We start from the raw sequence: 22,774 nt of genomic DNA, 5'->3' as shown, positions 1-22,774 counted from the left end.
ATCGAGTCGAGCGAAGAGCACCTGCAACCGGCGAACCCGGACGACACGATACATCCGATCCGGTCTGTTATGAACACGTAGGAACCTCCAGCGCGACCGCTGCGGGCAGGACCAGCGGCTGGACCGGAAGCTGCGGCGTACCGGGAGCAGTCGGCTCGGTCATCTCCCAGATCACCGTCGCCGATTTCTCCGGCTCGATAACGACGGGCACCGTGTACACAGGGTGCCCGCGTTCGGTGGTGGTCAGCGCGAACGGCAACTGAATCCCGTTGATGGTGACCTTTTTCAGCGTTGCGCCCTCAGTTGCGAAGAGGGACACGATCGATCGGTTCGTCCCCGGTGGGCCTTCGTATTGCGTTTCCGCTGTCCGCCTGCCGACCAGATAGGACGGATAGTCCAGACCGGGCGGCGCGGTGTTCGTCAGCACGACCGACACCGCCGAGTCGCGTGTCGGACCGGCACACGGACCCGCCCAGTAACCGATCGCCCGCTGCAGGTAGTAGTCGAGCTTCCCACCCGCGCCGTTGTTGACGATGACGTTCGCGTACGGCGCAGGGTCGGTCGGCACGAGATGGGCGATGGGCAGCGATTCCAGGGCCTGCTGCTCTTCGGGGTGCGCGCTCCACACAGCAAGACGACCTTCGTCGATGGCCACGCCGAGTCCGGCGACGATCGTCTTCATCGAGTCGGACGGGCTGTTGACCGCGTCGATCACAGCCTTGGAGATTTCCTGCAGATACTCCTTGCGCGCGGGTTGCTCCGACTCCGCGCGGAATTTGAAGTAGGCCTCGTTCTGCGTGATCGGAACGACGTTCGACGAATCGATCACCTCACCGTTCGGCAGGGTGACCGGCCCCGCGCCGAACAACAGATAGCTGAGCGCAACCGGATCGGTCGCGATCACGCCGTCGACCGTGAGCCCGGTGTGCTGCGCCCAGATCGACCGCCAGATCGCAGCCGCGTACGGGAAATGCGGGCTGAAGTTCGCGTTCTGCCAGTTCGCGGTCGCGTCCCACTGCCCGTACATCTTCTGAAATTCAGGGCCGAGGTCGATGGGGTTGTAGTGCAGCTGTAGTTCGAGGTTGCTCGCGGGCTTCTCTACCTTGATCGCGCCGTTCTCGACGTGCAGGATCGCGGTCCCGCCGAGAATGCCTCCCGTCCCGCGGGCTTCGGCATTCGTCTGGAAGACCATCAGGTAGTTGCGTGGTCCGTCTGCGCCGAGCATCTGCGGCAGCACCGGTGCCGCGCGGCTCACATTCCCCAATTGCTCTGCAAGATCGGCTGTTTGGCGAACCAGGGAATCGCGCGCATTGTTGACTCTGCCGAACCAGCTCGACCGTGGAACCTCGTCTGCCGCCTGCGCCACGCTGGCCGCCGGCGCCACGGCATCGTTCAGTGCCGGAATCGAATCTCGAAGTGCCGCAAGGTCGACCCGCCGTTCTCCGCCGGTGCTCGACAGGACTGTCGAGGCCGGGCTGTCGACGAGCGGCACCAGAACTTCGTCGAGCAACCGGTACGCGACGTCGCTCATCTCCTCGACGGTGACGACCGGACTGCCGACCCCTGGAATCGCACCGAGCCACGAAAGAGGCGCAGAACCGACCTTGGCACGCGCGTCCGCAACGCTGTCCTGGGCATCGCTCGCTTCCTGTCTCGCGATTGCCGTGTCGCCCCGCAACAGCGCCGACTTTGCGTTCTCCGCATGCTCGCTCGCGTCGTCGATCGCCGAGCGCGCGCCCAGTAGCGAGTAACCGAGCCAGACGCACAGCGTCAGCACGAACAGCGCGACAACGCCCACTGCTGTTGCAAGTCGCGGCCGCGCACGAACTTTCGACCACAATCGACGTGGCGACAGCCGTCTTCCGGCACGCCGCGATTCCTCGGATCGACCTTCCAAGGCTCGATGCTCCTTACTGCTCCCCGACGAGACCTCACGCGACCGCAGTACCGTAACACCGGGAAACGCCGCTACTCCTTGGCGTAGTAGGCGGTAAAGGTCGGTGTCCACCAGTGGCCGGTCACCTTCGCGCCCGCGGGCAGCAGGGACTTGAACTCCCGTAGCGACAGCAATCGGGTGAATTCGATGCGGTCGCGTCGCCAACTCGGCAGCCAGTGGGCGAAGACGACCGAGGTGTGCGATTCCACCGGGAACCACTTGTTCGGGGTCGTGATCACCCAGTTTCGCGCGACCCGTGTCTGTTCGGCGACGAACCGCCGTTGATCGGCTTCACCGCCGACGTGCTCGATGATCGCGTTCGCGAGAGCGAAGTCGACGACGTTCGCCTGCAACGGCAAATGGCGGCCGTCGGCGACGACGAACGGGTGCGGGGTTGCGACGCGGTCGATGTTCAGCGCCAGCCGGACCTCGCGCCCGTTGGCGACCGCGTTCTCCACGATGTCGCCGTTAGGCTCGATATGGGCCTCGCCCATCGCCCCGATGAGCAGGATCGTTTTGCACCCCAGCGAATCCAGCCAAGCCGAGATAGCGGCGGCCTTCGCACGCCTGTTTCTGATGCTGTAATAGACGACGCCGCGCCGGATCACCGACTTCGCGTTCACTACGAGTTGCATCCAGGCGCGCCCTTCCGAGAAGCGTCAACTTTGCGGCACGGGCCGCGTTTGAGCAAGAGTCACGCCGGCAGCCTCGGGCAACTGGGTGAGCGCAGTCACAAACCGGCGCGTACGCTTCTGCGTGATCGTTGCCCGCTCGCTCAGCTATTTGCGACGTATTTGCACGTCATCACATGTAGACACACCGACCCGAGGGGAATACGAATGACAAAGTCCGTAGCCATTATCGGATCGCGCGGCTACCCGAGCTACTACGGCGGGTTCGAGACGCTCGTCCGTCGCCTGGCCCCGTATCTCGTCGACGAGGGCTGGGACGTCACCGTCTACGGCCGCAAAGGCTCGACGACGCCGGACGATCCCGCGCGTGACGACCGCGTCAAGACCGCGACGACACTCGGCATCGAAAGCAAGTCGATCAGCACATTGTCCTACGGTTTGACGTCGTGCACGCACGCCGCCCGTAGGCGACCCGATGTCGCTTTCGTACTCAACGTTGCCAACGGATTCTTCTTCCCGGTGCTCAAGGCCCGCAAGATTCCGATCATCGTGAACGTCGACGGCATCGAGTGGGAGCGCGAAAAATGGGGCGCCAAAGCAAAGGCCGCCTTCCGCGCCGGCGCGCGCATGACCGCCAAGCATGCCGACGAGATCGTGTGCGATTCGCAGGAGATTGCTCGCCGGTGGAAGGTCGACTTCGACCGTGACGGCGTCTACATCCCGTACGGCGGCACCGACCCTGGATTGCTGAATCCGATCGACGAACTGTCCGGTCACCCGTACATCCTCATGGTCGCCAGGTTCGTCCCGGAGAACACGATGGACGACTTCCTCACTGCTGCAATCGATCTGAGCAAGCGCTGGAAAGTAGCCATCGTCGGTTCGTCGGGCTACGGCGGTGAACTCGACGACCGCGTCGCGGGACTCGCGGCCAACAACGCCAACATTCACTGGTTCGGCCACATCCACGACGACAACAAGCTCTTCGCATTGTGGCAGCACGCCACGGTGTATTTTCACGGCCACAGCGTCGGCGGCACGAACCCAGCCCTCGTTCAGGCCATGGCCTCGGGCGCGCCCGTCGTCGCGCGCGACACCATCTACAACCGTGAGGTGCTCGGCGAATCCGGCTTGTTCGTCCAAGCCGATCCGATCGAGATCACGCAGACCATCGACAGGCTGATGGGCGATTCACCGCTGCGCGAGCAGTTCCAGACCCAGGCGAAGATCCGCGCCAAAGAGACCTACACCTGGGAAAGTGTCTGTGCCGCATACGAACAGCTGCTCGCGTCGTACCTGCCGACCCGTCGCTAGCGGCCGAGGTAGCTGCGCAGGACACTGCCGAGCCGAAGTTCGGCGCGGATGGCAGGGTCGACCGCTTTCCCGCGCAGCGTGAACGAGACGTCCCGTACCTTGCGGATCGTGAAGTACGGGCGCAGCACCGCGTCGGCTATGCGTTCCCGGCCGGTGCGGCCCGCGTGTCCGCGCACGCCGACCGCTTGCTGCTCGTGCGTCCGGTAGTACAACGCCGTCGCCGGATCGACGTCCAGTCCAGCGCGGGCCACCGCGACCAGCGAGAACCACCGATCGTGGAGCCAACCGGCGGGGACGGGCAGTGCGAGGTCGAGCAGTTCGCTTCTGATCATGCTCGCCGCCCCCGTCGTCATCGGCTGTTTCATGACCGCACGCATCCGAGCACCGGGTCCGGCCGTCGGCCAGCCCGCAGTGACCGGAAATCGATCGCGGAGTGTGCGGCCGGTCGACCTGCCGTCGCGATCGATCAGTTCGCCGTTGCCGGTTGTCAGGAGCGCACCGGTTTCTTCGAGACGTTGCCGCTGCCGGGCGAGCCTGTCGCTGGGCCAGATGTCGTCCTGATCGGCGAGTGCGATGAACCCGAACGGCGCCGCTGCGCTGAGCCCGGCCGCGAAGTTGCGGGCGATTCGCGTGTAGAGATCGCGACCCCGCCGGCGTGGCGCCGGTATGACGGTCAGCGGAATTCCCGGATGCCGGGCGAAGAACTCGCGGACCAACTTGGGCGATCCATCGGCGGACCCGTCGTCCACGAGATACACCGCTGCGGGCGGCGGCTTCTGTGCCACTATCGATGCGAGTTGGGCAGCCAAGAACTCGGCGCCGTTGTGGGTGACCATTACGACGGCAACACCGTCCCCGGCGTGGCTCGCGGCGGCCGAATCTCGGGACGGTAACGGAGACAATAGCCCGCCTTTCTGGCGCTGAATTGCATTCTCGCGCGCACTGTAACGCGATGCGAACATTTCCTGCCGTCCAAGTATCGGAGATAACGCGTTCATGCTTGTAGGATCCCCCGCATGACAGGGACAGCGACTTACGCCGAGACGGCGGAAACGAATAGTCAGGCCGATCAGGGCGAGTCGCAATCCGCGCCCGATTCCGAACTCCGCGCGCGGTATATCGACCTGCTGCGCGAGACTTTGACGATGTCGCTCTGGAACGCCGCAGACGGCAACCAGATGGAAGCGATGTTCCCGGCGCACGGCGCCGCACTCCGCGAAGACGGGCGCGACTGGCCGAAGCTCGCTCACACCATGACCGGCGTGAAGCGGATGAAGAATCTGCAGTTCTGTGTCGAGGACGTGATCGCTCGCGGCGTACCCGGCGATTTCATCGAGACCGGCGTCTGGCGCGGCGGTTCCTGCATCTTCATGCGCGGCATCCTCGCGGCTTACGGTGAACGCGACCGCAAGGTGTGGGTAGCCGACTCCTTCGAGGGTCTGCCGCCACCGGATGCGGAGAAGTATCCGGTGGACGCCGCCGGCATCGCATTCCACCTCTACCCGCAGTTGGCAATCCCGATGGAGGAGGTCCAAGCGAATTTCCGCAGCTACGGATTGCTCGACGACCAGGTCGTCATGCTCAAGGGTTTCTTCAAAGACACTCTGCCCCATGCGGAAATCGACAAACTCGCGGTGCTTCGGCTCGACGGCGACATGTACGAGTCGACGATGGACGCACTGACCAACCTGTACTCGAAACTGTCCGACGGGGGCTACCTCATCGTCGACGACTACGCGATCCCGGCCTGCAGCGAGGCGATCAACGACTTCCGTGAGGCCTACGGCATCACCGATCCGATGGAAGTCATCGACTGGACGGGCGTGTACTGGCAGAAGGGTTCTGCGAAGAAGAGGGCACTCGAACCCGATTCCGGCGATTCGGAGACGGCGCTGACGGACAGATACACGAAGCTGTTCATGGACCACGAGCGGATCGCGCAGGAGAACAGACTCCATGCGCTGACGATCTCGCGCTTGCAGGCGCAGAACCTCGCGACGGCAAACGAGCTCGCTGCGGTCCGGTCGTCACGCAGTCTGCGGTACGTCGCGAAGGTGCGTGGCAGCCTCGCATCGGCTAATCGCATCAAGTCTCGTCTTATTAGAAAAAACCAACCCTAGGTTCGAATTTCGCTGCCACAACAACGGCGTTGTTATGCATTGCAGCGATTCCGATGATCACCTTCAATCGTTTTAGGCAGCTCGCGTTTTTCGCGTGAACAATGACTGTTGATTCAACGCCGCAGGATATACACTCGTCGCGCTGTGGGCGGGCAGTATCTGCGGCCACAATTTGGAAGCGTCACAGGAACCGGAAAGGTCCTTTTATGGCGAGCAGATATCGCTCGGTCGTGGATGCATCATTGACGAACAATGCCCATTCGTATGCACTCCAGATGATCGGCGGCGGGCAACGTGTGCTCGAACTGGGCGCGGCGGCCGGAGATGTGACCCGGGCGCTGGTCGACCAGCGCTGCGAAGTGACCGCAGTCGAATACGACGAAGGCAACCGCGCCGATCTGGAAGTCGCCGCCCACAGGGTGGTGATCGGGGACCTCAACGATCCGCACATCTTCGACGAACTGAGCGGACCCTTCGACGTCGTGCTCGCCGGTGATGTTCTGGAGCACCTTCTCTATCCGGACGCGGTCCTGCGCCGGGTTGCCCCGCTGCTCGCGCCCGGCGGCCGAATTGTGGTGTCGCTGCCGAATGTTGCGCACGTGGACGTACGACTGACCCTGCTCGAAGGCAGGTTCGACTACCTCACGCTCGGGTTGCTGGATCGGACGCACATTCGGTTCTTCACCCGCAAGACTGTCGGCGAGCTCGTGTCCGACGCCGGATACACGATCACCGAGATGCGCAAAGTGCGTGTACCGGCGTTTCACACCGAACTGCTCGCGCCGCGCGGCACGGTGCCGCAGGAGGTATTGGACAAGATCCTCGCCGATCCCGACGCCGAGACTTACCAGTTCGTCTTCTCCGCAGTCCGGAAAGACCAGGACGTCGATACCGAGCAGATCGTCGAAAAGTACGTCGAGTTGCGCGAGAAGTACGACCGCATGGTCGAGTTGCAGCGCGTCACACAGTTCCAGCTGTCCGCGATCCAAGCGTCGAAGACGCTGCGCTACACCGAGAAGCCGCGAGCGGTCTACCGCGCAATTCGGGCGGCGGTACAGAAGTCGAGCTGAAAAGTACTGCGCACCAGCCGAATATGTTCTTCTCGAATTTCGACAGGAGCCGACAGTGGTGAAACGGTTAAACATCGGGATGACGAGGCTGCGCGAGCTACTGCGCAAAGTGATTGCCGTGTACCGCACGGCGGGTGCCAAAGCAGTCCTGGTGAAGGTGTGGTCGCGAATTCTCTGGACGATCGAGACACGCTTCGGTAGTGACACGCCGCGGACCAGATCTGCTGGGTCGCTGCCGGAGTGGCTGACCACAGTCAGCGAGCCGGTCCGCCGCAGCAGTGCCGCGGTCGACGCCGACCATATCTCGGTCGTGATCCCGTCCTACAACCACTCCGCGTTCATTCGCCAGGCGATCCTGTCGGTTGCGCACCAGACGTACCCGAACGTGCAGCTCGTCATCATCGACGACGGGTCCACGGACGACAGCGTCGACGTCATCACCCAGACGCTGGCGGACGTCGAATTCACGGATGTCGTCTTCGAGCAGCAGGCCAATCAGGGTGCGCACGCCGCGATCAACAACGGCATCAAACGCTGCAGCGGGACATACATCAGCATTCTGAACTCCGACGACGTGTTTCACCCAGAACGCCTGGCTCGACTGCACAGCTTCACGGTCGAGGGCGGCTTCGACTTCGCCTTCACCGAGGTCACCTTCTCACCGATGCGAATGAAGCAGTCGGATGTGCTCGTCCGCGAGTACGACGAGTGGCTCGACGGCATCGACGAGTACCCCACGATCGGGTTCTCCCTAATCCGTCAGAACGGAATCCGATCCAGCAGCAACTTCTTCTTTGCCGCCCGCCTGCTGGACAAGATCGGCTTGTTCCGCGAGTTCGTGCTCGTCAACGACTGGGACTTTGCGCTCCGGGCACTGCGCGAATCCGAGCCGGGATTCCTGCGCGAACCGCTGCTCTGGTACCGCCGCCACGAGAACAGCACGCTGCAGAACGAGAGCACGGTGCAGCGCAGCGTCCGCGAATACAAGACCGTGCTGACGGACTACTTCAAGGCGGTCCGTCGCGCGCGCGTGCCGAACACGCTGGCGCCGTCGCCACGCAATTGGCCCGGCTTCTTCGAAACGTTTGCCACGCAGGACCGCTACCTCACCAGGTACACCGACGTGTTGCCGACGGTGAAGGAGGTCTGGGAGGCATCCGAGCTGGATCCCGACGAGCGCGAAGAGCTGCTCACCCCACCGCAGCCATTGATGGAGTTCGTCGGCAGCCTGGATGCCGACCATTTCCATTGGGTCGGCGACGAGTTCTTCCAGTACTTCCTCGAGTACGGTCACCTGCAACCGGACCATCGCGTCCTCGACATCGGTTGCGGTAGTGGGCGAATGGCGATTCCGCTCGCTACCTACCTGTCCGAGTCGGGTAGCTACCGCGGCTTCGACATCGCACCCGAGCCGATTGCGTGGTGTTCGGCGACGATCACCCCGCAGTTCCCCAACTTCGAGTTCGCCCGATCCGATGTCCGGAACTCGTTCTACAACCCTGACGGCCCGGTTCCGGCGGCCGAATACCGCTTCCCCTACGCGGACTCCTCGTTCGATTTCGCCTTCCTCACGTCGGTCTTCACCCACCTGCTTCCGGGCGACCTGGATCGCTATATTTCCGAGATCGCACGGGTGCTGGCGCCGGGCGGTCGCTGCCTGGCAACGTTCTTCCTCGAGAACGAGGAGTCGCGGTCGTTGCTGAACGCAGGCAAGAGTTCGTTGGCCTTCCAGATCGTGGCGGAGAACTACAGGACGATCAGCAAGGACAAACCGGAGCACGCCGTGTGCTACGACGAGCAGTACGCGCGCAGCCTCTTCGCCGCACACGGTTTGGCGGTAGCAGATCCGGTTCGCTACGGAAACTGGTGCGGGCGTAAACAATTCACAAGCTACCAAGACATCGTGATCGTCGAGAAACCGCAGGTCTAGCGTGCTGCGCAGGGAAGAAAGGACGGCGAGCGCCGACATGAGCAGCGATCTCGAAAATCCCGTTCGCACGGCGGCGGGTATCGCCGCCTCGACGACCGTTCAACTGGTGTGCGTCAGCCATCGGCCCGACATCTACGACAAATATGTCGGCACGAACAAATTCGTGCGCCGCCACGACCTCACCCTCTACGACAACCGCGTCGAAAACATCGGGATAGCCGCACGCTACAACTCGTTCATCGAGAACGAGATGGGCGACGGCTGGGTGGTGTTCATGCACCACGATTTCAGCATCGACGAGGATCCCGGGCCCCTTCTTGCGAAGCTCCCCCGGTCGAGCATCTACGGCGTGATCGGGACGACGCTCGAGCGGCACGGCCGCTTCGCGCACTTCGGCCGCAATCAGAAGCGACGAATCGGGATCGAGCGCGGCAGGTTCTACACGGTCCGTCTCCTCGGAAACATCAAGTGCCGCAAGGAGTTGACGTCAGCCGAGAACATGGGCGAACGCGTCTCCGACAACCCTGTCGTCGACACGGTCGACTGCTGTTGCGTGATCGTCCACTCGTCACTCATCCGGCAATACGGCCTGCGATTCGACGAGAAGTTCGCGTGGCACTTCTACTCGGAGGACTTCTCGCTCAACGCGATGGTCGAGCACGGGATCGAAACTCGAGTCGTCCAGATGGACTGCGGCCACTACGGCTACGGCGATCTGAACGAGGACTTCCACCACACGCAGAAAGAAGTGGTCGGCAAGTACTCGCCACGTGTATGGACGTCCACCTGCTACCACCCACCCTTCGCGAGCGGTATCGAACGTTTCGCCGGACGGCGGGGATTGCTGCTGCAGTTCTGACGGTCAGGATTCCGACCGGAACAACTGGCGCGCGGTCGGCGTGAGGTTCAGGCGCACGGCAAGTCGCGAAAGTCCGTGAATACTCAGGACCGGCCAGGCGAGGGCGACGAGCACCTTGAGCTTCCGATTCAAATGCGGGCGAACGACCGAGATGTCCGCACGGCTGCGGCGGGCGCCACTGCGGTCGTCAGCCTCGACGGAGTGCACGAAATCGGATCCGATATGGCGGAGCATGCGCGGGGCAATGAGATCGCGCAGATAGGACTTGCCGTCCGGGTCGGTCTTCTCCTTCGGAAACTGGCCGGCAAGTTTCTCGAAGAAGATCATCCGCGAGCGTGCCATGCGCGGCGAGTGCGCGGACGAACCCAGATGAATGCGCCACTGCGACAACGGCTTATCGATGTAGACGTTGCCGAAACCATGCTGGAACATCCGCAGGAACAGGTCGTCGTCCTCGTAGCCGATCAGGCGTTCGTCGAAACCACCGATCGCTTCGAAAGCCGTACGCGAAATCAGCGATGCCGAGGGCAGCACGTACATGTCGCCGCCGAGGCATTCCGACAGCGACATCTTCGGGTGCTGCGCACGGTACTGCCTCAGCAAGCCGCGGGTGACCGTCCGGCCGCCTTCGTCCATCTCGTCGACGTTGCTGTAGGTCCAGCCCAGCGGCGGTTCACGATCGCGCAGAAAAGGCTCGCGTAGCAGTTCCAGATGATCGGGACGCCAGATGTCGTCGTGATCGAGAAAGGCGATCAGGTCGCTTCGCGATGCCCCGACGCCCACGTTCCGCGCCGCCGACTGACCGCGATTCGGCGTCCGAATGACAGTCACCGGGAGGTCGCGCGCCGCACGTTCGACAATCTCAGCACCGCCGTCGACCGATCCGTCGTCGACGACAACGAATTCGTCCGGCACAACGGTCTGTGCGAGGACGCCCCCGATGGTCTCCTCGATAAATCCGGCGCCGTTGTACAGAGCGATGACGACCACGATGGATGGTGTTCCGTCGGGTCGTGCCGTTTCGGATTCTGACATTGCCTCACGTTCTTGGATCGTCGTGCCACGCGAACCGAATCGTAACCTCCGGTAGGCTCGTCGACGTTGCTGGGCGGCAACGATTCTCAGTGATCTTGCACTAACCGGGTGGGCGGGAGGATCGGGTGGTGAATCGGGAACGGGCACTGCGCGAATACATCGATAAAAAGGCGCAGGGTATCGAAATCGGCCCGTATCACAATCCTTTGGTCCCACGCCGCCTCGGTTACAACACCACGAGTCTGGATATCTTCGATGCCGCGGAGTTACGGCGGCGCGCTGCCGCCGACCCGAATATCCCCGACGACCACATTTCCCTGATCGAAGAAGTCGACCTCCAGGGCTCGGCGTGCGATATCGCCGAACTCGTGGCGGCAAAGTTCGGCACAAAGAAATTCGACTACATCGTCTCGTCGCACAACTTCGAACATCTTCCCGATCCGATCCGTTTCCTGCAGGGTTGCCAGGAGGTCCTCGCTGTCGGCGGGGTGTTATCGCTTGCCGTTCCAGACCGCAGGTACTGCTTCGATTTCTATCGTCCGGCGACCGAATTGTCGGAATGGCTGGACGCATTTCACGAAAGGCGGATTCGGCCCACCGCAGGCCAGGTCTTCCGAGGTGCTGCGCTGCGCTCGAATTTGCTCGGAGCAGGTGCCTGGGTCCCAGGCACGGTCGCCCTGCCGACTCCGGAGGAAGATCTCCATTCTGCTTATGCGACATGGCAAACCGGACTCACCGCAGAAACCGAACCCGAATACACCGACGCGCATTGTTCGGCATTCACGCCGGCCAGCCTCGAGCTGCTGCTTGCCGACGCACGCTTCCTCGATTTGATCAAACTCGAGACGCTCGCCATCCACGGGCCGAAGGGCTGTGAATTCTTCGTCCACCTCCGAAATCCGGCACCCGGCACGCCGCCGCCGGAGCGGTCCCGGCACTACGCGGCGCGTGCGGAAATCATGGCGCGAGCAGCACGGGAAGTAATCGATCGGACCCCGCTGCGGACTCGCGTGTTCAAGCGTGTCGGCCGCTCAGTCCGCGACCGCGGCCGGAGGGTGCTGGCCCGGATTCGCGACGGAACGCGCGGTGCCGGACGCTGACGACGGGCAGTCCGCAGGCTCTGCGCCGTTCGCACTACGTAGACGCATGTAATAGCCTGGTGCAGCCATTCGCGGCCGCGAATTGCGGGTCTGCACTCCCCACGTTAGGAGGCGCTCGAGGTTGTCGACGATCAAAGAGCTGTATCGCGCGCGAGACCTGATAACCAACCTCACGCGCCGTGAGCTCAAAAGCAAATATCGCGCGACCGCGTTAGGGCACCTGTGGTCCCTCGCGAATCCGCTGACGATAATGCTCGTCTACACCGTGGTGTTTTCCTACATCATGCGTGTCCAGCCCGATCGCGGCGATCCGAGCGGGTTGGACATATATGCGTTATGGCTGTTGTGTGCGCTGCTGCCGTGGCTTTTCTTCACCGGAACGGTCAACGGCGGGATCAGCACACTGATCGGCAACAGCGGGCTGATCAAGAAGGTTGCATTCCCGCGCAGCGCGTTGATCGTTTCGAATTCGATCGCATTGTTCATCACGTGGTGCATCGAAATATCGGTCCTGCTCGTCGCCCTCGTCATTGCCGGTTCCGACGTCGTCCTATTCATACCGGTCCTCGCGATCTTCATGCTGCTGCTCGCGTTGTTTGCGACCGGCGTAGCCATGTTTCTGTCGATCGCGAACGCTTACTTCCGCGATATGCAGCATTTCGTGACAATGTTTCTCCAGGTGTGGTTCTTCATGACACCTGTGCTGTACCCGATCACCCTGGTGCAGCAGAAGTCCGAACTGGCGGGGCCGATTGTCGGCCCGTTGACCATCTACGACTTCTACCGGCTCAACCCGATGTTCCATTTCGCGTCTGCGTTCAGGAATCTGCTCTATGACAATCGCTTTCCATCGCTGACGACGACGGCGCTCTGCGTAGGACTCGGTGTTCTGACGTTCACTGCAGGGCTCTGGTTCTTCAAGCGGCACGAGAAAGGTCTGGCGGAAGCCCTATGAGCGACGCAGCCGTAGAGATCGCGAACGTTTCCAAGAAGTTCCGGATCTACCACGAACGCAACCAGACGCTGAAGTCAGCGGCGATGCGCCGTCGGCGGTCCATTCACGAGGACTTCTGGGCACTGAAGGACGTCAGCTTCGACATCCCGAAGGGTTCCAATTTCGCGATCGTCGGCAGCAACGGTTCGGGCAAATCGACCTTGCTCAAGTGCATTGCCGGCATCCTGTATCCGAATGCAGGCGAGATCAGAACGCGTGGGCGGCTCGCGGCGCTGCTCGAGATCGGATCGGGCTTCCATCCCGAACTGTCCGGTCGCGACAACGTCTTTCTGAACGCGTCCATCCTCGGAATTTCGAAGTCGGAGATCAGGCAACGATTCGACGAGATCGTCGACTTCAGCGGCGTCGAGAAGTTCATCGACCAACCGGTGAAGAACTACTCGTCCGGAATGTATGTTCGGCTCGCGTTCGCCGTCGCGATCAATGTCGACCCCGAGGTTCTGCTGGTCGACGAAGTACTCGCCGTGGGTGACGCGAGTTTTCAGCAGAAGTGCATGGAGAAGTTCGCCCAACTGCAAGGCGACGGACGAACGATCATCGTGGTGTCGCACGCGGTGTCGGTGCTGCGCACGATGTGCGACAAGGGCGCCTGGCTCAACAACGGCGAGTTGCTCGACGTCGGCGACATCAAACCGCTGCTCAATGCGTTCGACGACGCCTCGAGGCCGACACCGCACGTCGACGGAATCGGCAGGACTCGCTGGGGAAGCGGCCAGATCGTCATCGACCACGTCGAGGTTCTGACAGCCGACGGACTTCCGTTCGCCCGCTTCATCACCTCGCATTCCGCAGTCCGGCTTCGCCTCAGGTACACCGCGAACGAGCGGATCGAAAAGGCGTTGTTCTCGATCTCGATCGATTCCAGCGACGGCACGAGAGTGTGGGGCGGCAACAACTTCGAATCGATGGCACCGGTCGAGATCGGTGACGGCGTCATGGATTTCACCGTTCCAGCGATGCCGCTGGCGAAGGGCGATTACACGATCGACGTCGCCATCTTCGATTGGTCGACGCAGCGTCAGCTCGATCTGATCAAGCACGTCGTCCAGCTGCAGATCGAGAACCACGGCGCGTCGGAATCGGGTTACATCGCACTCAACGGCGAATGGCGGGTCTCGGAATCGCAACCGATCAACGGCCACGGGTGAGGCTCAGTACGCGCCCCACCCTGCGACGACCGCGCGGACCGTCTTCACGATGATCAGCAGATCGCCGACGGTGGACCAGTTCTCGACGTAGGACAGGTCCAACCGGACCGATTCCTCCCACGACAGCACCGACCGGCCGCTCACCTGCCACAGCCCGGTGACCCCTGGCTTTACAAGCAGCCTGCGGCGCACCTCGCCGTCGTAATCCTCGACTTCGCGGCGCAACGGCGGACGCGGCCCGACAACGCTCATATCGCGTTTCAGGACATTGATGAACTGAGGTAGTTCGTCGATGCTCAGCTTGCGGATGATCCGGCCGACTCGCGTGACCCGTGGATCGTCGCGCATCTTGAACAGAACGCCCGCGCCCTCGTTCTGTTCCATGAGGTCGTCGAGTTGCTGATCGGCGCCATCCACCATGCTGCGGAACTTGAGCATTCCGAAGGTCTTGCCGCCCATACCGACCCGTTCGGAGCGATACAACACGGGTCCGCGGCTGTCGATCTTCACGGCCAGCGCGGTGAGCAGCAGGATCGGCGCCGAGAGGATCAACGCGAAGACAGCGAAGCACACGTCGAAGATCGTCTTTCCGAAGCGCTTCGTGCCGCGGTAGGTGGGCTTGTCCACGTGGATGAGTGGCAGTCCCGCGACCGGTCGCATCACCAAGCGCGGTCCGGCGACATCGACGACACCCGGTGACACGACGAGGTCGACATCGTAGGGATCGAGTTCCCACACGAGCTTGCGAATTCCGTTGTGGCCCAGTTCTTCGGTGGCGGTCACCGCAACGGTGTCGGCGCCGGAGAACTTGACCGCCGACAGCACGGAATGCTCGTCACCGAAGATCGGGACCGGTCGACCCTCGATGTCGAGGTGGTCGCGATGGGCGCCCGAGTGCCCCGGAATGCAGACGCCGACGACGCGGTGCCCGCTCGCCAGATAGCGCTCGAAAGACCGCGCGAGGTCGAACACCGCGCTTTCCCTGCCGACCACGAGTACTGCCGTCTGGTTCTCGCCCTTTTCCCGCTGGCGGGCGATCGCGCGACGCGCGAACCAACGGCTCAGCAGCAGCGCGGTGAGCCCAATCAGAAATGCCAGCCCCACATAGAGACGCGCGATTTCGATTCGGAAGATCAAGGCGCAGATGGCAATTGCGCCGAACAAGCGGACCGTCGCCGAGAGGATCAGGCGGTACTCGTCGGGTCCGCACCCATAGATCCGGGGCGAGTGCGTCCCGTAGATTGCCAGCGCCGCGATCCACGACAGCGCGATGATCGCCGAGATCAGTGAATAGTTCAGGTCGACGATCGAGTCCGACTCCGCCACCGGGGACGCGGTTCCGAATCGTACGAGTTGGGCAATCGCGACTGCCGCGATGACCACGATTGCGTCGGTCACCCACGACCGGCGCACGAGCGCGGATTCCCATTCTCGCCGGGACGACGTGTCGACCGCTGCTTCGTCGATATCGAACGCCGCCAGGTCCGACACATCGACGGTGACCTGCTTCGGTTCTACGTCTGTCACTCCAGTCCCCCTGTAGAACTAGCGGACGTTCCCGAGATCGTTACCGCGTAATACAAACCGCGCGGACTGTTCCGGGCGTATCGTCGCAGCGTTGGCGCGAGTAGTCAACCTCACGTTATGAAAGAGGTCACGGGACGGCGCTTTCCGTGATCGACCCGGCGCATCCGCCGACTGTTAGGATGCGCCGAACTCTCGGGAAGGAGCGCGGGTGACCTCCGCAAGGACGGCTATCGCTGTGTTGGCAACCATCCTCGCGCTCGGTTCGCCGGCGCTCGTTTCGACTCCAGCCGTCGCGGACCCGGCGCCCGACCCGACCGTGCCGGCCGCCGACCAATCCCGGCTCGAGCTCACGCTGCCGATCGACGAGCGCAACCTCGCGCTCTCGGTCTACTCGGGATCGATGCGTCGATCTGTCGCAGTCGCCGTCCTTCGAGCTGCCGACACGAGCGTGCCGCGTCCGACGCTCTACCTTCTCGACGGCGTCACCCGCGTCGAGCGAACGGATGCACTCGCATTCTTTGCCGACAAGAACGTGAACGTCGTGATTCCGACCGGTGGCGAGAACGCGTGGTGGACGGACTGGGAATCCCCGGACCCCGTACTCGGGGTCAACAAGTGGCAGACGTTCCTGACGCGAGAATTGCCGCCGATCATCGACGCCGCGCTGGGAACCACAGGGGTCAATGCCGCTGCCGGTATGTCGCGGACCGGCACTGCGGCCCTGCAGCTCGCCATCGCGGCACCGGGTGTGTACCGCGCAGTGGCGTCCTACAGCGGTTGCGCGAACTCCAGCGGTCCGCTCGGGCAGGCGTTCGTGCGGCTGAGCATGAACGAGTACGGCGGCGGCAACGCGATCAACATGTGGGGTCCGCCCGGCGATCCTGCGTGGGCCGCGAACGACCCGTACGTCAACGCCGCCGGTCTGCGCGGCGTTGCGCTCTACATCTCCAACGGCAGCGGCATCCCCGGTCGGTACGACAACCTGAATGCGCGGGGCGTCGACGGTCAGTTCGACAAGCTGATCGGCCAGGTCGTTACCGGCGGCGGTATCGAGGCGGTCACCAACTACTGCACGCACCAACTCGCTGACCGCCTCAACGCGCTCGGAATCCCCGCAACGTACAACTTCCGCAGCACCGGAACGCACTCGTGGAACTACTGGCGAGACGACCTGCACGATTCGTGGCCCGTGCTCGCCGGCGCCCTCGGAATCGAATAGCACGCTAGCGCGGCGCCCGCCGGGTCGATGTCGGCGTCGCTACCGCGTCGTCCGCAGCCGAATCATCCGCAACCGAATCATCCGCAACCGAGGACACCTCGGCGTCGGTGTCGGTGTCGCCATCGTGCTCGTAACTGATCGCGACCATCGGAGTACCGGTCACATCGGTGCCGCTGGTACCACCCGCTGGTACTACCGACTCGTCGGCGGTCCGGTCTTCGGTCGATTCCGAGCCCGCCGCGGCGATGAGCCGAGTGTCGAAGGACGCTGTGGTCTTCTTGGATTTCGTTCGCACGTCGCTCGCGGTCGTGCACTTGCTGCCCGATGCTTCCCGACCGCATCCGACGTTGACATAGAGAGTCGTGCCGGGTTCCACGGTCAGCGGCGCAATGACGACATCTGCCGGGGGCGACGACGGACTGGTCCCGCCCGCCGCGGTGACGGTGAGCGTGGTGACGCCGTCAGGTACCTCGAATTTGTGCTCGGCTCCGGGATCGACATACACGCACGTCATGATCGTTCCGTTCGCGGTGCAATTCTCGGCCTCGGCTGCCGCAACTCCGGCCCCCGAAACGGCAATCGCGCCGGCACTCAGGACCAGCGCGCATGTGGCCGCGGAGTAGGAAAATCCGATCGATCGAGACATGGGTCCGCCTGTTCGCTTGGAATGGCGAAACCATACGACTTTCCCACCAGCACCATAAGTCACACGGATAACATGGGTATCGAATCGACACCGGGTCGAAACATGACCGAAAGGCCGAGTCAGCGCCGATTCTTCGGCTGCCAGACCACCAGCGCCGTACTGCGCGGAATATGAACGAGGTCGCGACGCTGATTTGCGTGCAGTGCGGTGATCTCGGCAGCCATTTCGCTGATGCGATGCTGGAGCGCTTCGACTTGGTTCGTCAGTTCGATGATGCGCTTGATGCCGGCGAGGTTCACGCCCTCGTCCTGCGACAGCCGCTGGACCTCGCGAAGCAGCGCGACGTCGCGAGCCGAGTAGCGTCGACCGCCGCCCGACGTCCGTTCGGGGGTCACCAGGCCGAGCCTGTCGTACGTGCGCAAAGTTTGCGCGTGCATGCCGGCGAGCTCGGCCGCAACCGAGATCACGAACATCTGCACATCTGGGTTAGCGCCCGGCGCAGCCCTTTTCGGCTTGTCCGTCATCGCTACACCTCCGTTACCCTTCCTAGCATTTCGCCGCACCACTTCTCGGGATCCGCACCCCTTCTAGGGCCCTAGAAGGGGTGCGGATCCCTAAATAGGGTGCGGCGAGGCGGAATTACGCGCCTGCCCAGCCTGCCCGCGGTTCGAAACCGCTGGCCTTTTCTGCCTGCATGTACTTCTCTAGCGCCTCGGTCGCTGCCGCGTCGAGCTTCTGCGGCACAGCAACTTTGACGGTAACCAGAAGATCGCCCGCACCGCCGGAGCGACGTGGCACGCCACGGCCCCGAACGCGGAGGATCCTGCCGTCGACGGTGCCTGCCGGCACCTTCACGCCGACCCGGCCGTCCAGTGTCGGCACCGAAACCGTTGTGCCGAGCACCAGTTCGCCGTAGCCCACCGGCAAGACCAGCGTCAGGTCGTCGCCTGCGCGACCGAACACCTTGTCCGCCTTGACGTGGACCGTGACGTAGAGGTCACCCGAGGGCGCACCGCGCAATCCGGCTTCGCCCTGACCCGCCAGCTTGATGCGCTGACCGTCGCTGACGCCCGGAGGTACCCGGACCGTGATCGTCCGCGTCCGGTTCTGGATTCCAGAGCCGTGGCAGTCGTTGCAGGGGTCGTCGATGATCGAACCGGTCCCCCGGCAATCGTCGCACGGCTCGCTGAAGCCGAACGCGCCCTGATTACGGCTGACGATGCCAGTTCCGTTGCAGCGCGGGCACACTCGCGGACTGGTCCCAGGCTTGGCACCGCTGCCGTGGCAGGTGGTGCACGGTGAGGGACTGGTCATCCGCAGTGGCACGGTGACACCCTGAGCTGCCTCACGGAAGCCGAGGGTCGTCTCGGTCTCGACGTCGCTGCCGCGGCGCGGGCGCGAGGAGGTCGGCCGCTGGCCGCCGCCCCCACCGCCGCCGCGGTTGAACAGACCCCCGAAGATGTCGCCCAAGCCGCCGTCGGCGTAGTTCTGGCCACCGCCGAACAGGTCGCCGATATTGAACTCGGCACCGAAACCGCTGGTCCCGCCGCCGGGGCTGAAGCCACCGCGACCGAACCCGCCACCACCGCCCGCGAAGAGCTTACGAGTCTCGTCGTACTCCTTGCGCTTGGCCGGATCCGACAGCACAGCATTGGCTTCGCTGACCGCCTTGAAGCGCTCCTCGGCCTTGGCGTCGCCCGGGTTCTTGTCAGGATGAAGGCTCGACGCGAGTTTGCGGTACGCCTTCTTGATCTCGTCCGCAGACGCATCGGAGGAGACGCCCAACTCCTTGTAGAAGTCCTTCTCGATCCACTCCCGTTGACTCATCAGGCGTCTCCTCCTTCCGCGTTCTTATCGCTGTTCAAATCCTGCATCGGCATCCGTGGTCGGGTCGACGCTATCCGATTCAGATCCCACTTCTGCGGTGCCGACGGTGTCCGACTTGTCGGTTACCGTCACCATCGCATGCCGCAGGACCCTTTCCCCGGATCTGTAACCCTTCCGCAGTACGGCGCCGAGCACGGGATCGTGCCCTTCGCCGTCGTGCTGGACCGCCTCGTGCAACGTCGGGTCGAAAAGATCGCCCTCGTTGCCGAACTCGGTGACACCCTGCTTCTCGAGCAGCGCGGCGAGCTTCGCGGAGACGGACTTCAGCGGACCGGTCTCGAGATCGCCGTGGGCACGGGCGCGCTCGAGGTCATCGATCACACCGAGCAAATCGGTGAGAACTGCGACCTTCCCCGCTTCCCTGGCAGCCTGCTTCTCGCGATCCGCCCGACGCCGGTAGTTGGCGTACTCGGCGGAAAGACGCTGCAGATCGGCTGTCCGCTCGGCAAGCTCGTCGGCCTTCGGAGCAACGGCTTCGACGATTTCTACGTCCTCGTCGAATGCGCCGGGCTGCGGCGCGGTGCCCGTGCCCGCGAGGGGCTCGGGGACCGCATCCGCGTCCCGCACTTCACCGGTCTCCGGGTCGATCTTTCGATTGTCGACGAACGTGACTGGTTCGGTGTAGTCGTCGCTGCTCATTTCTCGAAGTTCACCGGCTCATCGTCGACAACCTCGGCGTCGACGACGCCGTCGTCCTCGGCCGCGCGGTGTGCGCCAGCCTCGTCACCGTTGGCCGATCCGGCCTGCTCGGCGGCGGTGGCCTCGTAGATCGCCTGGCCGACGGCCTGCGACTCCGTGGCCAGCTTCTCCACCGCGGACTTCACAGCCGCGATGTCGTTGCCCGCGAGAGCAGTCTTGGCTTCGGCGATCGCTGCCTCGACCTTGGACTTGACATCCGCCGGGACCTTGTCGTCGTTCTCCGAGATGAACTTCTCGGTCTGGTGAACGAGCGACTCGGCCTGGTTGCGGACCTCGGCCTCTTCACGACGCGCCTTGTCTTCGTCGGCGTGCGCTTCGGCGTCCTTGATCATCCGCTCGATGTCTTCCTTGGACAGACCGGAGCCGTCCTGGATCTTGATCGTGTTTTCCTTGCCGGTGCCCTTGTCCTTCGCGGTCACGTGCACGATGCCGTTGGCATCGATGTCGAAGGTGACCTCGATCTGGGGGACGCCGCGCGGTGCCGGCGGGATGCCCGTCAGCTCGAACGATCCGAGCAGCTTGTTGTGCGACGCGATCTCGCGCTCACCCTGGAAGACCTGGATCTGCACGGACGGCTGGTTGTCGTCGGCCGTGGTGAAGGTCTCGCTGCGCTTGGTCGGGATGGTGGTGTTGCGCTCGATGAGCTTCGTCATCACGCCACCCTTGGTCTCGATGCCGAGGGACAGCGGCGTGACGTCGAGGAGCAGAACGTCCTTGACCTCACCCTTGAGCACACCGGCCTGCAGAGCGGCACCGACTGCGACGACCTCGTCCGGGTTGACACCCTTGTTCGGCTCACGGCCACCGGTCAGTTCGCGGACCAGGTCCGAAACGGCCGGCATACGGGTCGAGCCACCGACGAGCACGACGTGGTCGATCGCGGAAACCGCGATACCCGCGTCCTTGATGACGTTCTGGAACGGCGCACGGGTGCGATCGAGCAGGTCCGACGTGATCTTCTGGAACTCCGAGCGCGTCAGCTGCTCATCGAGGAACAAGGGGTTCTTGTCCGCGTCGACCGTGATGTACGGGAGGTTGATCGAGGTGCTCTGGCTCGAGCTGAGCTCGATCTTCGCCTTCTCGGCAGCCTCACGCAGACGCTGGAGGGCCATCTTGTCCTTGGTCAGGTCGATGCCCTGGCTTGCCTTGAACTTGTCGACGAGCCAGTCCACGATCCGCTGATCCCAGTCGTCGCCACCGAGGTGGTTGTCACCGGAGGTCGCGCGGACCTCGACGACGCCGTCGCCGATCTCCAGCAGGGACACGTCGAACGTGCCACCACCGAGGTCGAACACGAGGATGGTCTGTTCCTTCTCGCCCTTGTCCAGGCCGTACGCAAGTGCGGCGGCCGTGGGCTCGTTGACGATGCGCAGCACGTTGAGGCCGGCGATCTGGCCGGCTTCCTTCGTGGCCTGACGCTGTGCGTCCTCGAAGTACGCGGGCACGGTGATGACCGCGTCGGTGATCTCTTCGCCGAGATATGCCTCTGCGTCACGCTTCAGCTTCTGCAGCGTCCGTGCGCTGATCTCCTGCGACGTATATGCCTTGCCGTCGATGTCGACGGACCAGTCCGTGCCGATGTGGCGCTTGACGGACCGAATGGTGCGGTCGACGTTCGTGACCGCCTGGTTCTTTGCCGGCTGGCCGACCAGCACTTCGCCGTTCTTGGCGAAGGCGACGACAGACGGCGTTGTGCGTGAGCCTTCGGAGTTGGCCACTACTACAGGTTCGCCACCTTCGAGGATGGCGACGACCGAGTTGGTGGTTCCGAGGTCGATACCGACCGCACGAGCCATTTGTTTCCTCCTATTGTCGCGAGCAGCCTGGTTGAGCTGCCGCTTCGTTCCGCTTTATTTGCATGAGCGTACTAGGCTCAATCTTGCCGGGTTGATCCGATACTAGTCAACTCGAAGTTGAGTGCCATACGCTCAATGTGGTGTCGAATAGCTCAACGGGGGCGCATGCGGATTTGTTCCCGGCGGGTCCGGACATGCGGAAACCCGGCTGCACGACAGGAGGGGCGTGCGGTCAGAACGTTGCGATCAAGCCCATGATCGCGGGTCCGAACGAGGGATTGGCCACACCGACGCCGATCGCCGCACCTGCGAGTCCACCGATGATCGCGCCGGGAATGCAGAACTCGGTGATCGTCAGGATGCACCCGATGACGCCGCCGATGGCAGCGCCGATTCCCGGCGTGATTCCGCCGTCGACCGTCCAGCCCGCATCCCACTGCTCGACCAGGTTGTCCCACGCATCGCTGCGCGCGTCGACGTCCTGCAAACGCACCTCTCCCGCGACGTCGACCGTCTGCGGCGTGAGCGTGAGCGCCGACCCGCCGTCGTCGACTACCGCGGCAATCGGAAAGACGTGTCCGCTCACCGAGTAGGCAAGTGGCAGTTCGGCGAGCGTCTGGCCCGCGGTGTCGACCACCGCGACCGCGTGACCGTCGGCAACGGGCCGGAACATGCCGTTCTCGAGCGTCGCCCGAACAGAGCGCCCGTCGGGGCCGAAGGAAGTGGCGTACTGGACGGGTGCGGCCGAGTCGGGTGCCGCATGGGCGACGCCGGCCGTCAGCCCCATCGCCGAGCAGAGCATTATCGCAATTGCAGAGATTCTGCCGATCTTCACAGGGTC

20 protein-coding genes are annotated in these 22,774 nt (G+C 63.3%); 9 read left to right on the top strand and 11 right to left on the bottom strand.

The window, feature by feature from the left end; all coding sequences use genetic code 11:
- Positions 1-67 precede the first annotated feature (67 nt).
- Complete coding sequence (locus tag JGU72_RS28900) at positions 68-1,897, bottom strand: DUF4012 domain-containing protein (RefSeq protein ID WP_199687746.1); 1,830 nt, start codon at positions 1,895-1,897, stop codon at positions 68-70.
- 71 nt (positions 1,898-1,968) lie between these two features.
- Complete coding sequence (locus JGU72_RS28895; RefSeq protein ID WP_199687745.1) at positions 1,969-2,571, bottom strand: methyltransferase domain-containing protein; 603 nt, start codon at positions 2,569-2,571, stop codon at positions 1,969-1,971.
- Positions 2,572-2,775: 204 nt separating this feature from the next.
- Here JGU72_RS28895 and JGU72_RS28890 point away from each other — a divergent pair, with 204 nt between their 5' ends.
- Positions 2,776-3,882 (top strand): glycosyltransferase, encoded by a 1,107-nt coding sequence (locus JGU72_RS28890; protein ID WP_199687744.1) that lies wholly within the window; start codon positions 2,776-2,778, stop codon positions 3,880-3,882.
- Here JGU72_RS28890 and JGU72_RS28885 read toward each other — a convergent pair.
- Complete coding sequence (locus tag JGU72_RS28885) at positions 3,879-4,784, bottom strand: glycosyltransferase (RefSeq protein ID WP_199687743.1); 906 nt, start codon at positions 4,782-4,784, stop codon at positions 3,879-3,881. The two genes, JGU72_RS28890 and JGU72_RS28885, sit on opposite strands and share 4 nt — an antisense overlap.
- Before the next feature lie 114 nt (positions 4,785-4,898).
- Between JGU72_RS28885 and JGU72_RS28880 the strand changes: the two genes are divergently transcribed.
- From JGU72_RS28880 to JGU72_RS28865, 4 genes are all read left to right on the top strand, one after another.
- Positions 4,899-6,002 (top strand): TylF/MycF family methyltransferase, encoded by a 1,104-nt coding sequence (locus tag JGU72_RS28880; protein ID WP_199687742.1) that lies wholly within the window; start codon positions 4,899-4,901, stop codon positions 6,000-6,002.
- Between the two features lie 206 nt (positions 6,003-6,208).
- A complete protein-coding gene (locus tag JGU72_RS28875; protein ID WP_199687741.1) occupies positions 6,209-7,072 on the top strand; it encodes a class I SAM-dependent methyltransferase in 864 nt (287 codons plus the stop codon).
- A gap of 55 nt (positions 7,073-7,127) precedes the next feature.
- The gene (locus JGU72_RS28870) at positions 7,128-9,002 is read left to right on the top strand and encodes a glycosyltransferase (protein ID WP_199687740.1); all 1,875 of its coding nucleotides are present in this window, start codon (positions 7,128-7,130) and stop codon (positions 9,000-9,002) included.
- A gap of 37 nt (positions 9,003-9,039) precedes the next feature.
- Positions 9,040-9,861, top strand: coding sequence for a hypothetical protein (locus JGU72_RS28865; RefSeq protein WP_199687739.1), 822 nt, complete (start codon positions 9,040-9,042; stop codon positions 9,859-9,861).
- Positions 9,862-9,864: 3 nt separating this feature from the next.
- Here the strand turns inward: JGU72_RS28865 and JGU72_RS28860 are convergent, their stop codons facing one another.
- Positions 9,865-10,896 (bottom strand): glycosyltransferase family 2 protein, encoded by a 1,032-nt coding sequence (locus JGU72_RS28860; RefSeq protein WP_199687738.1) that lies wholly within the window; start codon positions 10,894-10,896, stop codon positions 9,865-9,867.
- 128 nt (positions 10,897-11,024) lie between these two features.
- Between JGU72_RS28860 and JGU72_RS28855 the strand changes: the two genes are divergently transcribed.
- The 3 genes from JGU72_RS28855 (at position 11,025) to JGU72_RS28845 (ending at position 14,159) form a co-directional block, all read left to right on the top strand.
- A complete protein-coding gene (locus tag JGU72_RS28855) occupies positions 11,025-11,996 on the top strand; it encodes a methyltransferase domain-containing protein (RefSeq protein WP_199687737.1) in 972 nt (323 codons plus the stop codon).
- Positions 11,997-12,117: 121 nt separating this feature from the next.
- The gene (locus JGU72_RS28850) at positions 12,118-12,951 is read left to right on the top strand and encodes an ABC transporter permease (protein ID WP_199687736.1); all 834 of its coding nucleotides are present in this window, start codon (positions 12,118-12,120) and stop codon (positions 12,949-12,951) included.
- The gene (locus tag JGU72_RS28845) at positions 12,948-14,159 is read left to right on the top strand and encodes an ABC transporter ATP-binding protein (protein ID WP_199687735.1); all 1,212 of its coding nucleotides are present in this window, start codon (positions 12,948-12,950) and stop codon (positions 14,157-14,159) included. Before JGU72_RS28850 ends, JGU72_RS28845 begins: the two co-directional genes overlap by 4 nt.
- Before the next feature lie 3 nt (positions 14,160-14,162).
- Here the strand turns inward: JGU72_RS28845 and JGU72_RS28840 are convergent, their stop codons facing one another.
- Positions 14,163-15,650, bottom strand: a complete 1,488-nt coding sequence (locus JGU72_RS28840) for a sugar transferase (protein WP_374101170.1) — start codon at positions 15,648-15,650, stop codon at positions 14,163-14,165.
- A 244-nt stretch (positions 15,651-15,894) separates the two neighbouring features.
- On the opposite strand from JGU72_RS28840, the gene JGU72_RS28835 reads away from it, so the two are divergent.
- Positions 15,895-16,905, top strand: a complete 1,011-nt coding sequence (locus JGU72_RS28835; protein WP_374101169.1) for an alpha/beta hydrolase — start codon at positions 15,895-15,897, stop codon at positions 16,903-16,905.
- A 4-nt stretch (positions 16,906-16,909) separates the two neighbouring features.
- On the opposite strand, the gene JGU72_RS28830 is transcribed toward JGU72_RS28835, so the two are convergent.
- The 6 genes from JGU72_RS28830 to JGU72_RS28805 form a co-directional block, all read right to left on the bottom strand.
- Positions 16,910-17,551, bottom strand: coding sequence for a hypothetical protein (locus tag JGU72_RS28830; protein WP_199687734.1), 642 nt, complete (start codon positions 17,549-17,551; stop codon positions 16,910-16,912).
- 119 nt (positions 17,552-17,670) lie between these two features.
- On the bottom strand, positions 17,671-18,075 hold the full coding sequence (locus JGU72_RS28825; protein WP_199687733.1) for a heat shock protein transcriptional repressor HspR: 405 nt from the start codon (positions 18,073-18,075) through the stop codon (positions 17,671-17,673).
- 115 nt (positions 18,076-18,190) lie between these two features.
- On the bottom strand, positions 18,191-19,378 hold the full coding sequence (gene dnaJ, locus JGU72_RS28820) for a molecular chaperone DnaJ (RefSeq protein WP_199687732.1): 1,188 nt from the start codon (positions 19,376-19,378) through the stop codon (positions 18,191-18,193).
- A gap of 24 nt (positions 19,379-19,402) precedes the next feature.
- Positions 19,403-20,077 carry a nucleotide exchange factor GrpE gene (gene grpE / locus JGU72_RS28815; RefSeq protein WP_199687731.1) on the bottom strand — a complete coding sequence of 225 codons (675 nt, stop codon included), beginning with the start codon at positions 20,075-20,077 and terminating at the stop codon, positions 19,403-19,405.
- Complete coding sequence (gene dnaK / locus JGU72_RS28810; protein WP_199687730.1) at positions 20,074-21,933, bottom strand: molecular chaperone DnaK; 1,860 nt, start codon at positions 21,931-21,933, stop codon at positions 20,074-20,076. The genes grpE and dnaK overlap by 4 nt, the downstream gene beginning before the upstream one ends.
- A gap of 232 nt (positions 21,934-22,165) precedes the next feature.
- Positions 22,166-22,768: a hypothetical protein gene (locus JGU72_RS28805; RefSeq protein ID WP_199687729.1), complete on the bottom strand. Its 603-nt coding sequence runs from the start codon at positions 22,766-22,768 to the stop codon at positions 22,166-22,168.
- Positions 22,769-22,774 lie beyond the last annotated feature (6 nt).

It is taken from the genome of Antrihabitans auranticaus (genome assembly GCF_016481275.1).
In the GTDB taxonomy this organism is placed as follows: domain Bacteria; phylum Actinomycetota; class Actinomycetes; order Mycobacteriales; family Mycobacteriaceae; genus Antrihabitans.
The sequence above is the reverse complement of the archived record's forward strand: the minus strand, read 5'-3'. Positions and strand labels throughout refer to the sequence as shown.

Coding starts and splice junctions, on each gene's coding strand:
- JGU72_RS28895 (WP_199687745.1), bottom strand. CDS start 2,571: ATGCAACTCGTAGTGAACGCGAAGTCGGTGATCCGGCGCGGCGTCGTC.
- JGU72_RS28890 (WP_199687744.1), top strand. CDS start 2,776: ATGACAAAGTCCGTAGCCATTATCGGATCGCGCGGCTACCCGAGCTAC.
- JGU72_RS28880 (WP_199687742.1), top strand. CDS start 4,899: ATGACAGGGACAGCGACTTACGCCGAGACGGCGGAAACGAATAGTCAG.
- JGU72_RS28875 (WP_199687741.1), top strand. CDS start 6,209: ATGGCGAGCAGATATCGCTCGGTCGTGGATGCATCATTGACGAACAAT.
- JGU72_RS28865 (WP_199687739.1), top strand. CDS start 9,040: ATGAGCAGCGATCTCGAAAATCCCGTTCGCACGGCGGCGGGTATCGCC.
- JGU72_RS28860 (WP_199687738.1), bottom strand. CDS start 10,896: ATGTCAGAATCCGAAACGGCACGACCCGACGGAACACCATCCATCGTG.
- JGU72_RS28845 (WP_199687735.1), top strand. CDS start 12,948: ATGAGCGACGCAGCCGTAGAGATCGCGAACGTTTCCAAGAAGTTCCGG.
- JGU72_RS28830 (WP_199687734.1), bottom strand. CDS start 17,551: ATGTCTCGATCGATCGGATTTTCCTACTCCGCGGCCACATGCGCGCTG.
- JGU72_RS28825 (WP_199687733.1), bottom strand. CDS start 18,075: ATGACGGACAAGCCGAAAAGGGCTGCGCCGGGCGCTAACCCAGATGTG.
- dnaJ (WP_199687732.1), bottom strand. CDS start 19,378: ATGAGTCAACGGGAGTGGATCGAGAAGGACTTCTACAAGGAGTTGGGC.
- grpE (WP_199687731.1), bottom strand. CDS start 20,077: ATGAGCAGCGACGACTACACCGAACCAGTCACGTTCGTCGACAATCGA.
- dnaK (WP_199687730.1), bottom strand. CDS start 21,933: ATGGCTCGTGCGGTCGGTATCGACCTCGGAACCACCAACTCGGTCGTC.